Source organism: Streptomyces sp. HNM0575 (assembly GCF_012726265.1).
In the GTDB taxonomy this organism is placed as follows: domain Bacteria; phylum Actinomycetota; class Actinomycetes; order Streptomycetales; family Streptomycetaceae; genus Streptomyces.
This window is the reverse complement of record NZ_JAASAG010000003.1, coordinates 1-12,699: the sequence shown is the minus strand read 5'-3', so window position 1 is coordinate 12,699 and position 12,699 is coordinate 1. Positions and strand designations below refer to the sequence as shown.

General features: G+C 71.7%; 10 protein-coding genes. 5 read left to right on the top strand and 5 right to left on the bottom strand.

Annotated elements, in window-relative coordinates; all coding sequences use genetic code 11:
* Positions 1-58: 58 nt before the first annotated feature.
* Positions 59-1,870: a GAF domain-containing protein gene (locus tag HCC61_RS08060; protein WP_206322276.1), complete on the bottom strand. Its 1,812-nt coding sequence runs from the start codon at positions 1,868-1,870 to the stop codon at positions 59-61.
* A gap of 226 nt (positions 1,871-2,096) precedes the next feature.
* On the opposite strand from HCC61_RS08060, the gene HCC61_RS08055 reads away from it, so the two are divergent.
* Entirely contained in the window at positions 2,097-3,509 is a 1,413-nt protein-coding gene (locus tag HCC61_RS08055; RefSeq protein WP_169134618.1) for an MFS transporter, read from the top strand.
* Between the two features lie 7 nt (positions 3,510-3,516).
* Here HCC61_RS08055 and HCC61_RS08050 read toward each other — a convergent pair whose 3' ends face one another.
* Positions 3,517-4,440, bottom strand: a complete 924-nt coding sequence (locus HCC61_RS08050) for an NmrA family NAD(P)-binding protein (RefSeq protein WP_169134617.1) — start codon at positions 4,438-4,440, stop codon at positions 3,517-3,519.
* A gap of 104 nt (positions 4,441-4,544) precedes the next feature.
* Between HCC61_RS08050 and HCC61_RS08045 the strand changes: the two genes are divergently transcribed.
* The gene (locus HCC61_RS08045) at positions 4,545-5,108 is read left to right on the top strand and encodes a TetR/AcrR family transcriptional regulator (protein ID WP_169134616.1); all 564 of its coding nucleotides are present in this window, start codon (positions 4,545-4,547) and stop codon (positions 5,106-5,108) included.
* A 197-nt stretch (positions 5,109-5,305) separates the two neighbouring features.
* Here the strand turns inward: HCC61_RS08045 and HCC61_RS08040 are convergent, their stop codons facing one another.
* Positions 5,306-7,240 (bottom strand): LamG domain-containing protein, encoded by a 1,935-nt coding sequence (locus HCC61_RS08040; protein ID WP_169134615.1) that lies wholly within the window; start codon positions 7,238-7,240, stop codon positions 5,306-5,308.
* Positions 7,241-7,932: 692 nt separating this feature from the next.
* Here HCC61_RS08040 and HCC61_RS08035 point away from each other — a divergent pair.
* Positions 7,933-8,748 carry a hypothetical protein gene (locus HCC61_RS08035; RefSeq protein ID WP_206322275.1) on the top strand — a complete coding sequence of 272 codons (816 nt, stop codon included), beginning with the start codon at positions 7,933-7,935 and terminating at the stop codon, positions 8,746-8,748.
* A gap of 159 nt (positions 8,749-8,907) precedes the next feature.
* Here HCC61_RS08035 and HCC61_RS08030 read toward each other — a convergent pair whose 3' ends face one another.
* A complete protein-coding gene (locus tag HCC61_RS08030) occupies positions 8,908-9,810 on the bottom strand; it encodes a GntR family transcriptional regulator (RefSeq protein ID WP_169134614.1) in 903 nt (300 codons plus the stop codon).
* 119 nt (positions 9,811-9,929) lie between these two features.
* Here HCC61_RS08030 and HCC61_RS08025 point away from each other — a divergent pair, with 119 nt between their 5' ends.
* A complete protein-coding gene (locus HCC61_RS08025; RefSeq protein ID WP_240968785.1) occupies positions 9,930-10,784 on the top strand; it encodes a (2Fe-2S)-binding protein in 855 nt (284 codons plus the stop codon).
* Between the two features lie 181 nt (positions 10,785-10,965).
* Positions 10,966-12,108, top strand: a complete 1,143-nt coding sequence (locus tag HCC61_RS08020; RefSeq protein WP_169134612.1) for a DUF2637 domain-containing protein — start codon at positions 10,966-10,968, stop codon at positions 12,106-12,108.
* Between the two features lie 79 nt (positions 12,109-12,187).
* Here the strand turns inward: HCC61_RS08020 and HCC61_RS08015 are convergent.
* On the bottom strand, positions 12,188-12,699 hold a 512-nt coding region (locus HCC61_RS08015), incomplete at its 5' end, for a transposase (protein WP_169134611.1).

Genomic DNA, 12,699 nt, shown 5'->3' with positions numbered 1-12,699 from the left:
CTCGGCTCGGTCAGGGCGCACTCGACTCAGCACACACTCGGCTCAGCACGCGCTCGATTCAGCGCGCCGGAGCCGGACCCTCCCCTCCTTCCAGCGCGCCCCGCAGTTCATTGAGACGGACCGCCATGTGGAGGCGCAGGGCGGAGTCCGGGGAGCGCCAGTCGTCGCCGAGCAGGGTCCCGATGCGGTCCAAGCGCTTCAGCAGGGTGTTCATGTGGACGTGCAGGGAGCGGGCGGTCCGGCTCAGGTTCCCGGAGTTGGCGAAGTACGCGGCGGTCGTGGTGACGAGGTCGGTCGAGCGGCGGCGGTCGTACGCCAGCAGCGGGCCGAGGGTGTCGGTGAGGAACCGGTCGAGGTCGTGGGAGCGTTCGGGGTCGAAGACGAGCGCGTACATCGCGTACTGCTGTGTCGTCGAGCCGCGGTCGGTCTCTCCCAGAGAGCGCATCACTTCGAGGCAGCGCTGCGTCAGGCTGAACGAGCGTGACCGGTCCTGCCCCGTGATGCGGTCGGCGACCACGAGTACCGGCGTGCCGAGAGTGCGGCGCAGCCGATCGTGGACGGCGCTCGCCGCCTCGTGCACGTCGTCGGCGCGCAGCAGCATCGTCGCCCGGCCGAGATACTCGCCGGCGAGGCCGGACCACTCGGGCGAGAGGTCGTTCAGCTGGCGCGCGAGGTCGCTCGTGGTCTTTCCCGGGCAGTCGGCCACGACGAGGACGTCGAAGAGGTCGACGTCGATCCCTCGGGCGAGTGCCCTGTCGCGCTGGGCGGGGTGGAGCGGCGGACGTGAGAGCAGGTCCATCAGCAGCTCGCCGCGTACGCGTTCCTCCGCTTCGACCCGGGCGTCGCGCATGAGCATCAGCAGGCCCGTGATCTGCGCCGAGCGCTCGACCATCCGGATGTCCGCCGGCACCGGTGCGGCACTACGCGTCAGGGACAGCGAACCGAGGTGGCTGCCGCCGGCCTGGATGGCCGCCACGCTGTGGACGGCCCCGTGGCCGTCCTCCGCGGTGGCGCACCGTCCGGTGCTCCGTGCCGCCTCGAGCAGTGCTCGGGGCGGTTCCGGGTCGGTGTCCGCGTCGTCGGCGGAGCGGCTTGCGACGACGTTGTCGTCCCGGTCGAGGACGGTCACCGTGCCCTGGAGGTGCTCGACGAGGAACTGTGCGAGGTCCCCGGGTCCTCCGCCGGTCAGCACCACGTGAGTCAGCGCCTCGTGGACGGCGGTGGCCCGTTCCATCGTGGCGACCTGGTCCTCGATCGTGCGGTACGCGCTCTGAAGCCGCTGGAGCGAGGAACGGCTCTCCTCGTACAGCCGCGCGTTGTTGAGGGCGATCGCGGCGTGGTCGGCGAAGGCGCTGAAGAGGGCGACCTCGTCATTCTCGAAGGGGCGCTCGGTGCGGTCGGCGGCGAAGAGGGCACCGACCGCCCGCTCGCCGACCAGGAGAGGTACGCCCAGCAGCGCCGTGAGCCCCTCGCTCAGCACGAGCCGGTCGAAGGTGGAGCTGTGCCGGAGGACGCGGGCGTCACGGTAGTTGCTGACCCAGAACGGGGCTCTGGACTCGATCACGCGCCCGCCCAGACCGGCCCCCGGAGGCATGCGCGCCGAGGAGAACTCCGCCGAGATGGTGCCGGACGAGGCTCTGAGGGTGAGGTTCCCCTCCGCGTCCAGGAGCGACAGGTAGACGAAGTCGCTGCCGATCAGCTCGTGGGCCTGCTTGACGATCGACGGCAGGACCTCGTCGACCTCGCCGAGTGCGGCCAGCGAGCGGGCCGTCGCGTAGAGGCTGCTCAGCTCGCGCTCGCGCCGCAGCCGGTAGGAGGCCAGCTCGTCGTTGTCGGCGGCTCCGTGCGTGCCGTATCCCATGCGTGCCATCAATACCCCTCTGGAAAGGGCGGGGTAGAGCTTTCATACACCTCGGGGTCGCCAGGAGGGTACGTACTTTCCATCCTAGGGAGCGCTCGCGCGGCTCTACTCTCAGCGCACGTCACGCAGGCGTGACGCACGTCACGATCGCCCCGGCACCGCACCGCTGAACACCCGGAGAGGCCGATCGGCCGCGTGCGCCCGTCGTCCTCTTCCCGACTCCCAGGAATGTCACATGACTTCATCCGCGCAGGCGCACATCAGCGGCAGCGGCTCCGATCCCGCCCCGGCAGCACCGCGTCGCTCCTCCTGGAAGCTGCTCGCCGCCGGGCTGATCGGCAGCTCGATCGAGTGGTACGACTTCTTCCTGTACGGCATGGCGGCGGCGCTGGCCTTCCCGCACGTCTTCTTTCCCCACTCGTCCCCCCTCATGGGCACGTTGCTGTCCTTCAGCACGTTCTGGGCGGGCTTCGTCGCGCGGCCCCTCGGCGGGCTCCTCGCCGGTCACTTCGGGGACAAGTACGGGCGCAAGCCCACGGTCGTCGTCTGCCTCGTCGGAATGGCGGCCGCGACCTTCCTCATCGGCTGCCTGCCGGGCGCCGCGACCGTCGGCGCACTCGCTCCGACGCTGCTGGTGGCGCTGCGCTTCCTCCAGGGGATCGCGGCCGGCGGCCAGTGGGGCGGAATCGCGCTCCTCCTCACGGAGTCGGCCGCTCCCAAACGCCGGGGTTTCGCGGGCACGTTCGGCCAGACCAGCGTCCCGGTCGCGGTCATCATCGCCAACCTGATCCTCATCGCGGCCAGCACCCTCGTGCCGAGCGACGCCTTCCTGAGCTGGGGCTGGCGCATCCCGTTCCTGCTCAGCGCGGTGATGTTCCCGGTGGTCCTGTACATCCAGCGGAAGGTCGAGGACACCCCGGACTTCCGCAGGCTCCAGGACGAGGCGGCGCGGAAGCAGCAGGAGACCGTGGTGCGGGCGCCACTGACCCAGGCCGTACGCCAGAACTGGCGCCGGATCCTGCTGGGTTGCGGCACCCTGTCCGCCACGAACAGCCTCTTCTACGTGAGCATCACGGGCCTGCTGAGCTATGGCACGACCACGCTCCACATGGAGCGGAATTCGCTGCTGACGGCCACCCTGCTGAGCGCGGCGCTGATGACGGCGGTCCTTCCCGTCTCGGGACACCTGTCGGACAGGTTCGGGCGGCGGATCCTGATCCTCGTGGGCGGGCTCGGGGTGGCGGCCTGGGCGTTCCCCTACTTCGCCCTGGTGGGGACAAGGTCGGCGCCGTGGGTCTTCGTCGCGGTCGCCGTGGGATTCCTCTTCCAGGGGCTGACGTACGGCCCGGCGGCGGCCTTCCTCGGTGAGCTCTTCGCGCCGAACGTCCGGTACTCCGGAGCCTCCCTCGCCTACCAGTTGTCGGCCATCGTCGTGAGCGGCGGCACACCGATCCTCATGACCGCCGTGATCGCGAAGACGGGGACGACCACCCTGGTCGCGGCCTACATCGCGCTCATGGGCGTCATCACCTTCGCCAGCGCCTGGTTCCTGCCGGAGACGAACCCGGCGGAGGTGCGCCGCGATCCCGATGCGCTCCCCGGAACGCACCTGTACCGCCCGCGAGTTGAGACGTCTCCCACGGCGTGACGCTCGCTCAGGCGGCGGACCGCAGGTGTTCGTGCGCCCACTGCTCGAAGCTCGTCAGGTCGATGCCCAGTTCGCGAGCGAACCGCGGCCGGGCCGGCTGGCCGACCACCTCCATGAATTCGTGAGTGGCGCCCATGTCGGGCATGCCTGCGGCACGGGCCTGCTCCTCGGTCATGTCCGGCGCCGACACCGGGACGCCGAGAGCGCCCGAGAGGATCTCGGCGATCCGGGTCATGGTCAGGTAGTCGCTCGCGAGTTCCAGTTCCATGCGGTGGTACCTGCCGGGCTCGGAGAGGGCGGCCGCCGCTGCCTTGCCCACGTCCGCGGCCGCTACGAGCGCCAGGTGCGTGCCGGGTTTGACGACGGTGACCAGACCGCCTTCGACTCCGCGGGGGAAGTAGAACCGCATGGCCGGCTCGAAGTTCTCCATGAAGAACGACGGCTTGATCAACGTCCAGTAGGGGAAGTCCAGTTCGCGCAGGCGGTCCTGGATGGCCGCCTTGGTGCCCAGCGGCTCCTCCATCATCGCCCAGCGCCCTTCCGTCCAGCCCGGAGCCCGGGTGTGCTGGCCCACGCCGCTGGTGGAGGACTGGACGAACTGCTCCACCCCGGCGGCCCTGGCGGCCGTCATCAGGTTGTCCGCCTGCCTGACCTCACCGGCGAAGTCGACGCCCTGCTCGGTGAATTCGGGCATCTGCACGGAGAAGACGGCCCGTACGCCGTCCACTGCGGGCTCAAGAGTGCTCGGGTCGGTCAGGTCGCCCACGATCAGGCGGGCTCCGAGCTCTTCGACGGCCCGTGCCCGCTCCGTGTGCGGATTCCGTACGAGGGCATGCACCGGCGTTCCCGCCGAGAGCAGGGCGCGGGCGGTGGCGCCGCCCTGGCGGCCGGTGGCGCCGGTGACGAGGACGGGTGTGGCGGCAGTGGTCATGAGTGCATCTCCTCGGCAGTCACGCACGCAGAAACGGCGGGGCCCGCCGGTTCATGTTCGCTAGAATATGGCGGGGCCCGCCACTTAGCAATGTTGGGGAGACGATGACCGGCCAGCGCTCGGATGCCCGCCGCAACTTCGCCCGTATCCTCGCCGTGGCCGAGGCCGAAGTCGCGGCCAACGGGGCCAACGCCTCCCTTGAGCAGATCGCCCGCGTCGCAGGCGTCGGATCGGCGACCGTGCGGCGCCACTTCTCCTCGCGCAGGGCCCTGCTCGACGCCGTCTTCAAGCAGCGCGTCCGCGCCCTGTGCGACCTCGCTCATACGCTCGCCGGCGAAGACGACAGCCGGGGCGCCCTGCTGAAGTGGCTGCGCGAGCTGCTCTCCTACTCGCTCGCCGCACGAGGCCTGGCCGACGCTCTGTCCTACGAGCCCCTCGGGGACGAGGACACCCAGGACTCCTGTGCGGCAGACATCGAGGAAGCCGGTGCCCCGTTGGTGAGCAAGGCCGTCGCCGACCGGGCCGTCCGGGCGGACGTCACCGTCCACGATCTGCTCACGCTGATCGTCGGAATTGCCCTGGCCACCGAGCACCACACCGACCCGGCCACGCAGGCGGAGCACGTCTTCCGGCTCTCCGTCGAGGGCTTCAGCCCCGCCGGCACCTGACCGCACACCCGTGGCCGGCCGTGACCGGCCGTGATCGAGAGCCGGGCGGGCCGCTGCCGCCCTCGGCGAGCGCGGCACGCGTTCCGTACGCAACCGGTCCCGGCCCCGGCCCCGGTCGCTGCTCTCACGCGGCAGCTCAAGCAACCGGCCGGAGGCGCCGCCCGGTTCGGGCCCAGGCCTCACCTGTCGCGCGCGAGCTACTCCTCGTCCGCGAGCTTCCTGACTTCCGCGCCCGAGAGCGCCTTGGGGAACGCCCGTACCGTGTCGACGGTCCCTTCGAAGCCGCGGATGTACCGGTCGCCCAACCGGGCCCTCCCCACGGCGAATTCACCCTCCGAGCTGCGGTCTCCGTCCCGGTGGACGGTGTCCTGGAGCTTCCCGTCGACGTACAGCCGGATCTCCTCGTCGGCGGCGTCGTAAATCCCGGCGATCGAGGTCCAGCGCCCGGCACGCGGGGCGGAATCGGATTCGGCCTCGTCGGCGCGGGAGCTTCCGTCGTCGGTCCGGTGCATGCGCATCTCCCAGCGCTCCTCCACCGGGTCGTACTGGAGCTGGAAGGAGCTGACCTCCTTGCCGTCCTGGCTGGCGACGGTCTGATACGTGTCGGTGTTGCGCAGCTTCACGCGGGCCGCGACGGAGAAGCTGCTGTCGGTGTCGAACACGGAATTCCCCGACGTCACCGACTGCCGCCCGGAGAACGTCATTCCGCCCTTTTTCAGGAGCTTGGGCAGCGGGTCGCCCACAAGGGTCCCGTCCCTGTCGTGGCCCGAACTGTCGGCGGTCACACCGTCTTTGACCCCGTCGAAGAGCCACTCCAGGGCCGCGCCGCGCACCACGGGGCCGGGAGTGCGCTCGCCCCGGCCGCCGCCGGGAGGCGGCTTCGCCGATCCGTCCGACGACCCGCTCGGCGACGGTGAGTCCGTGGGCGACTCCGACCGGCCGGACGCACCGGACTTCGAAGGTGCCGGAGCGGAGGGGGCCTCCTTCGCCGGCGGTCCGCCGGTGCGTTGGGACGTCCTCTGCCCGAAGCCCTGCGCATAGGCGAAGGCCACCGCCAGCGAGCACACTCCGAGCGAGGCGATGACCTGCGTGAGCCGCCGGGCACGGATGCTGCCGGGGGCGCCGGTCCTCCGCTCGGCAGGTTGCCCGGACGGCGCGGCGGCCGCGACCGGCACGCCCTCCCCCGGTACGCCCGGCACGCCCGGCGTCGCCTTGCGGAGCTTGCGGCGGTGCCGGCCGGGGTGCGGGGCGCTCGGCCCTGCCTCCGGCTCCCGGGGCGGATCCTCCGGTGCTTGGCCGGGGACGGCGACGGTCGCCCCGGTCCGTTCGGCACGCCGGGAAGCGAAGTAGTCGCGCCCTCCGAACGGAAGCAGCGCCTCTGCCAGAAGCTCTCCCAAATCCCCGTCCATGCGCTCGAGATCGGAGAAGGCGCGCGAGCAGTAGCCGCACTGCTGGAGATGTGGAACCACGTCCGCTGAATTGCCGCCCTTGCGCCCGGCGTAAGCCATGAGCATGCGATGGAAACGACGGCACTCGTCGGCCATTCCGTCCTGATGGATTTCCTCGTACGCGTGATAGAACTCCCGGTACGCGCGCCGGATCAGTACGGAGATCTCCTGGGAATCCGCCGAACCGGAACCCAGCAGCCGCCCCGTCTGGCCGTTGCCGGCGTCCTCCACGAGGCGATGCCACATCACCGTCTGCAATTTGGCCGGCAGCGCGTCGAATGCCCGCGTGACGACGGAGTCACGGTAGAAGACCGGGAGGGCACCGCCCGGCGAGCTCCCGTCCGGCGCGGCCGGATGCGGGGCCAGCCACGACGCCAGGCCCGCGTCGAGCACTCCGCGATGATGGGTCTCGGCGAATCCGGCGGCGGCGTGGAGCACCGACCGCAGCGCGTGGGGGCGCACCGCTCCCGCCCCGCTCGCGTCATGGGAGTTCAGGGCCGACCGCCAGGCGTGCCTGGCCAGTTGGTCCGCAGCCGGGCAGCTGTTCACGCACAGGGCGGCGAAATCGCGTACGGCCTCGAAGTGACGCTCTTCCAGTTCACCAACGGCCGCACGGGCCGACTGCCCGCCGACATGGACGAGTTCAACCAGTTCGGCGTCGGACGACCGCTCGGTTGTCTCCATCCGGTCATGTCCCCCATCGATCAACGCGTGCCGTCATGTGCGACAGCCCACGGACACACTGACGAACGGGTCGGCCGCCACTTCTCCGTGGCCGGCTCCGCAATAGAGGGCCGTCCGGGACGGTTCGAGCGAGCAGCCGGTGCGACTCTGCCCGGCTGCTGCGATCGATGTTCTCCGCAGTTCAACCAGTCGCCTCTTTGGGTGAATCGTCCCGTCCGGGCTGCGATCGGCATTGCCCTCACACTTCCGTCGTCACGGTAGCGCCCGTTGTTCGGAATACCGCTCCAGGCATTGGAATTTGGCACGGGCCGACAAGCTTTCTGCCGCGTACTGCCCCGTGTTGAGAGCTACGACACCACCCCTGGCCGCGGATGCGGCGACTGGCTCCACCGCGGGCGATCTCCTGCGCGCCGTCTCGTCTCGGACCGCGGCCCGGGCCCCGGCCGGTCGCACGCGCCTCCCTGGGGGAGAGAGAGCCCATGGATGCGGAGAGTGACCGCGCGACCGGAGAAGTCGCCCGGCGGCGCCCTGGCGACGGCCCCGTGGTTGGCAATCACGCCCGCCGAGTAAAACTTTGTGAACTGATTCACAGCAAACCCTTGGCCGGGTCCGGCACTCCGTGCTGAGATTCGCTCACATCCGGCTCGAAGCTCAATGGTGCGCTTGGGAGGGCAACTGTGGCGGAAACCGCCATGTCACGTTCGGTGCGGCTGGAGACCGGGGACGGCGAACCGTCTCCGGTGTTCGGTGGTGGCGCACCGCCTGACCAACCCGGCAAGGCCTCGCCGGTGGACGGCGCGGTGTGGCGGTTGCGCTCACGCGGCTGCTGGGAGGACGCGGCGGCGCTGCTGGAGCCGTATGCGGCGGTGGACACGGCGGCATCCCTGCGGCGGGCGGCGCTGCTGGTCGAGCAGTGCATGTTCACGAGCGACGGCTGGGACGCGGCGGAGTCCGCGCTGCGCGCCGCGGAGGCGCTCGCACAGGACGACGAGGAGCGCGGGGCGGCCGCCTGCGAGCGCGGCCAACTCGCCTACACGGCAACGGTCTTGAACGTACGCGACCGATCGGACGAGGCACGCGCGGCCCTGGGCAGGGCCGCCGCCCTGCTGCCTCCGACGGCGCACGGACGGGCGATGCTCGACTACCGCCGCGGGCTGCTCGCCGAACACCTCAGTGACACCCCGCAGTCGGCGCTCGCGGCGTACCGGCGCGCGCACGCCGCGGCCACCGCGGTCGACGACATGCTGCTGTGCTCCTTCACCTGGCGGCATCTGGCGGGGCTCGCGCTGCGGGACGGCGAAGTGGCCGAGGCGCGGCACGGGTTCACCGAATCGCTGCGGCTGCGCGAGGAGTTGGGCTTCCTGGTGGGAATGGCGCCCGCGCTCACGGCGCTCGCGGACGTGGAGCCCGAGCCGGAGGCGACACGGCTGCGCGAGGAGGCCGGGCGGCTGTTCCGGCTGCTCGGCGGTGTGCCCACCTGGCTGGCGGGCCAACTGCCCGCCGCCTGACGGCAGTCGGCACGCGGCACGCGGAGCCGGCACCCGGTACCCGGTACGCGGCACCCGGTACGCGGCAGTCGACACCCGGTACCCGGTACGCGGCACCCGGTACGCGGCAGTCGGCACCCGTGAGCGCGAGAGGCGCGGACCCTGGAGGGGGTCCGCGCTTCAGGCCGTCACGTGTGCGCGCATGAGGCCTTCGACGGAGGAGAGGTCGCGGGCGCGCAGGGCGTCCAGCAGGACCATGTGGTCGGTGGCGTCCCTGAGCAGTTCCTCGGTGCACAGCGCGGGGGCGGCGGGTGCCGGCCGGCGCTGGGTGCGGCGCTGTATGTCGGCGGAGACGGCGACGAGTTGGCGGTTGCCGGTAAGCTCCAGCAGCGCCCGGTGGAAGGCGGAGTCGGCGTCCGCGTAGGCGGCACGGTCGCCGCCGCGTGCGACGGCCAGGGCCTCGTCCGCGTAGGGGCGGAGGCACTCCCAGCACTCGGGCGGCATCGTGCGGGCCGTCTCCAGCACGGAGGGGACCTCCAACAGGACCCGTATCTCGGCCAGTTCGGCGAGGTCGCGCTCGCTGCACTGCGCTATGCGGAAGCCGCGGTTGGGCACGGTGCTGACGGCTCCCTCGCACGCGAGGCGCTGCATCGCCTCCCGTACGGGCGTCGCGGAGACACCGAGGCGCTCGGCGAGCGCGGGCGCGGAGTAGACCTCGCCCGGGGCGAGTTCGCCGGACAGCAGTGCCGCGCGCAGGGCCGTGAGCACCTGTGCGCGCACCGAGTGCCGCTCGGGCTGCTTCGCCTCGGCGCGGGTCCTGCGGGCGGGCGCTTCCGGCCGCTCCGGCCCGTCCGGTACGGCGCGGCCGTCCCCCTGTCCGTCCGTCTCCACGAGTGCGCCGGTGCCGACTGCCCCCGGGATCTGCGGCGGCGGGGGTTCGCTGTGCACGTGCTCGCCCCGTGCCACCTGGTCTTCGCCTTCTCCCGCGGGGTGCCGTACGGGCGGGTCCGTACGAGGGAGGCTTCGGCTTCGGAGTGCGGCACGCTCCGCCCGTACGGGCGCATCCGCTGCGGTCTGCTCCATGGGCCCTCCAGGTCTCGCTGAGCACCATAGGGCGGCGGGGCCTGAGATCAAACCTTCAGGGCATCGGATAAGGTAAGCCTAACCTGTTGTTGATCTCGATAGGTGGTCCGCACATGCCCATGCCCGCGTTCACCCCGGCCTTCGCCGAGCCCGCCGCGGTCTCGCCGTTCACGGCGGCGTACGCGCGGCTGACCGCGGTGTTCCCGGCGCTGCGGGTGCGCGAGACCGGGCCCGGCGGCGCCCTGCCCGGCGGTCCGGAGTGGGTGCCGGCCACCCGGCTGGCCGAAGGCGGCCCGTTTCTCGACGAGTTCCTCGCCCGGGATGCGGATCAGGCGCTGCGCGACTACGGCCGGCGCCCGCGTCCGGACGTCGTCGCCACCTTCGGGCTCCACCGCTACGCGTGGCCGCTGTGCCTGCTGGTCACCGTCCCCTGGTTTCTGCACCGCCGGGTGCCGCGCGTGCCCGTCGAGGCGGTCGCGTCCCGCCGTACGCCCGGTGAACTGGCCGTATGCATCGAGGAGTTCGCGTGCCTTCCCGGGGACTCGGCGGCAGGCGCACCGGGTGCGCGCGTCGTCGCGGACGAGGAGGAGCTGCGCGCCGAGGTGCGGGCCGCGATCGCGGAGCACCTCACGCCGGTGCTGGACGGCTTCCGCCCCCGCATGCGGCGCGGGCCGAGGGCGATGTGGGGCATGGCGACGGACGAGATCACCGAGGGGCTCTGGTATCTCGGCCATCTGCTCGGCGAGGAGGAGCGCGCCAGGCACGAGGCCGGGCTGCTGCTTCCAGGCGCCACGCTCCCCTACGCACAGGCCGCCGGATTCCGTGAACTGACCGGGGCGGACGGCGAGTTGCTCTCCACCCGTGACCGGGCCAGCTGCTGCCTCTACTACACGCTCCGCCCCGAGGACACCTGCGTCACCTGCCCCCGTACGTGCGACTCGGAACGCGTCGCGCGGCTGTCCGCGGCTCGCTGACGAGTTCGACCCGAAACGCCCAACTCACCCGCTGACGCCCCTCGTTGGCATGCATTGACGGCGAATTCCCCGTTCCGCGACAGCCGCTGGGCCAGGATGCCTCGCAAATCAGGCCCGTGCACGCGGGCGCGACCGGGCGGCCGGCGCGCGGCGGCGGGCAGCGAGGGGCAAGGGGCATCGGATGACGTTGACGGATCCACCGCTGGGCGGAGTGGCGGCGGGCGCGGCACTGCTCGCCGGCGCCGCCTGCGCGGTCGTGCTGGTGGTACGGGCAAGACGGGCGGGCCGGCGGGCGGAGCGCGCGGACGGCGGCGGTACGGGGGTCTTCGGCTCGGACTCCTGGGAGCTGTCGGAGCAGCGCCGCCGCCGCAAGGAGACGTTCTATGCGACGGCGGCCTACCTGCTGCTCTTCTGCTGTGCGGCGGTGGCCGCGGCGCTCTCCTTCCACGGTCTCGTCGGTTTCGGACGGCAGAATCTGCGGCTGGCCGGCGGCTGGGAGTACCTCGTCCCGTTCGGGCTCGACGGGGCGGCGATGTTCTCGGCCGTCATCGCGGTACGGGAGGCGAGCCACGGTGACGCGTCGCTCGGATCGCGGCTGCTGGTATGGGCGTTCGCGGGCGCCGCGGCCTGGTTCAACTGGGTGCACGCGCCGCGCGGCGACGCGCACGCGGGGGCGCCGGAGTTCTTCGCCGGGATGTCGCTGTCGGCGGCCGTCCTCTTCGACCGTGCGCTGAAGCAGACGCGCCGGGCCGCGCTCCGCGAACAGGGCCTGGTTCCGCGGCCGTTGCCGCAGATCCGGGTCGTACGGTGGCTGCGCGCGCCCCGCGAGACCTTCCGCGCGTGGTCGCTGATGCTGCTGGAGGGCGTACGGTCGCTCGACCAGGCGGTGGAGGAGGTACGGGAGGACCGGCGCCGGAACGAGCAGGAACGTCTCCGCCGCAAGGAGCAGCAGAAACTCGACCTGGCCAGGGCGAAGGCCCTCGGCAGGCAGCACCGCGGACGCGGGTCCCGTGGCGGCGGACACGGAGGCCGCGGGGGCCGCGGAGGCCGCGGCGAGCCGGACGGAGTCCTCGCGGTGGAATCGGGGCCGGGTCAGGCGGCGGAGGTCGCCGCGGGTGCGGCAGGTGCGGTGGGTGCGGCAGGTGCGGCAGGTGCGGCGGGTGCCGTGGGCGCTCCGGGCACCGCCGATAGCGCCGTCGCCGCGACAGGGACCGGCGGTACGGCGGCGGGCGTGCGCGGCGAGGACGGCACGGCCGGTATCGCGGGGCCGCGGCTGGACTCGCTGGAGGAGAAACTCGCCGAGATCGAGCGGCAGTTCGGCTGACGGGGGCGCGTGCGCGGCGGGCACGGCGGGACTCGTCTGCTGGACCCGGCCCCGCCGGGGGGTGTCCCTATGGGTTTCGTCAACCCGTGGGGGTGGGCTTGGGGTCGTAGAAGGTGCCGTCGCGGAGCATGGCGAAGAGCACGTCGGCTCGTCGTCTCGCGAGGCAGAGGAGGGCTTGGGTGTGGTGCTTTCCCTGGGCGATCTTCTTGTCGTAGTACGTCCTGGAGGCCGGTTCGGCCAGGGCTGCGAACGCGGACAGGAAGAACGCTCGCTTGAGCTGCTTGTTGCCGCGCCGGGAGGGTTGTTCGCCTCGGATCGAGGAGCCCGAACTTCTCGTCGCGGGTGCCAGGCCTGCGTAGGCCGCGAGGTGGGCGGCGGACGGGAACCTCGATCCGTCGCCGACGTCGATGAGGATGCGGGCTCCGGTCCTGACGCCAATGCCGGGCATGGACGTCAGGACCTGGGAAAGAGGGTGGGCCTCCAACAGTTCCTCGATCCTGGCCGCGAGGAGTTTGCGCCGGTCAAGCACGGAGGTCAGCGAGTCGACCAGGCTGGGGACGATCAGAGCGGCAGCGTCAGTACCGGGAACGA

Excerpts from the sequence above, each read along its gene's own strand:
- HCC61_RS08050 (WP_169134617.1), bottom strand. The coding sequence starts at position 4,440 with ATGACCACTGCCGCCACACCCGTCCTCGTCACCGGCGCCACCGGCCGC.
- HCC61_RS08030 (WP_169134614.1), bottom strand. The coding sequence starts at position 9,810 with ATGGAGCAGACCGCAGCGGATGCGCCCGTACGGGCGGAGCGTGCCGCA.
- HCC61_RS08055 (WP_169134618.1), top strand. The coding sequence starts at position 2,097 with ATGACTTCATCCGCGCAGGCGCACATCAGCGGCAGCGGCTCCGATCCC.
- HCC61_RS08060 (WP_206322276.1), bottom strand. The coding sequence starts at position 1,870 with ATGGCACGCATGGGATACGGCACGCACGGAGCCGCCGACAACGACGAG.
- HCC61_RS08040 (WP_169134615.1), bottom strand. The coding sequence starts at position 7,240 with ATGGAGACAACCGAGCGGTCGTCCGACGCCGAACTGGTTGAACTCGTC.
- HCC61_RS08035 (WP_206322275.1), top strand. The coding sequence starts at position 7,933 with ATGTCACGTTCGGTGCGGCTGGAGACCGGGGACGGCGAACCGTCTCCG.
- HCC61_RS08045 (WP_169134616.1), top strand. The coding sequence starts at position 4,545 with ATGACCGGCCAGCGCTCGGATGCCCGCCGCAACTTCGCCCGTATCCTC.
- HCC61_RS08025 (WP_240968785.1), top strand. The coding sequence starts at position 9,930 with ATGCCCGCGTTCACCCCGGCCTTCGCCGAGCCCGCCGCGGTCTCGCCG.
- HCC61_RS08020 (WP_169134612.1), top strand. The coding sequence starts at position 10,966 with ATGACGTTGACGGATCCACCGCTGGGCGGAGTGGCGGCGGGCGCGGCA.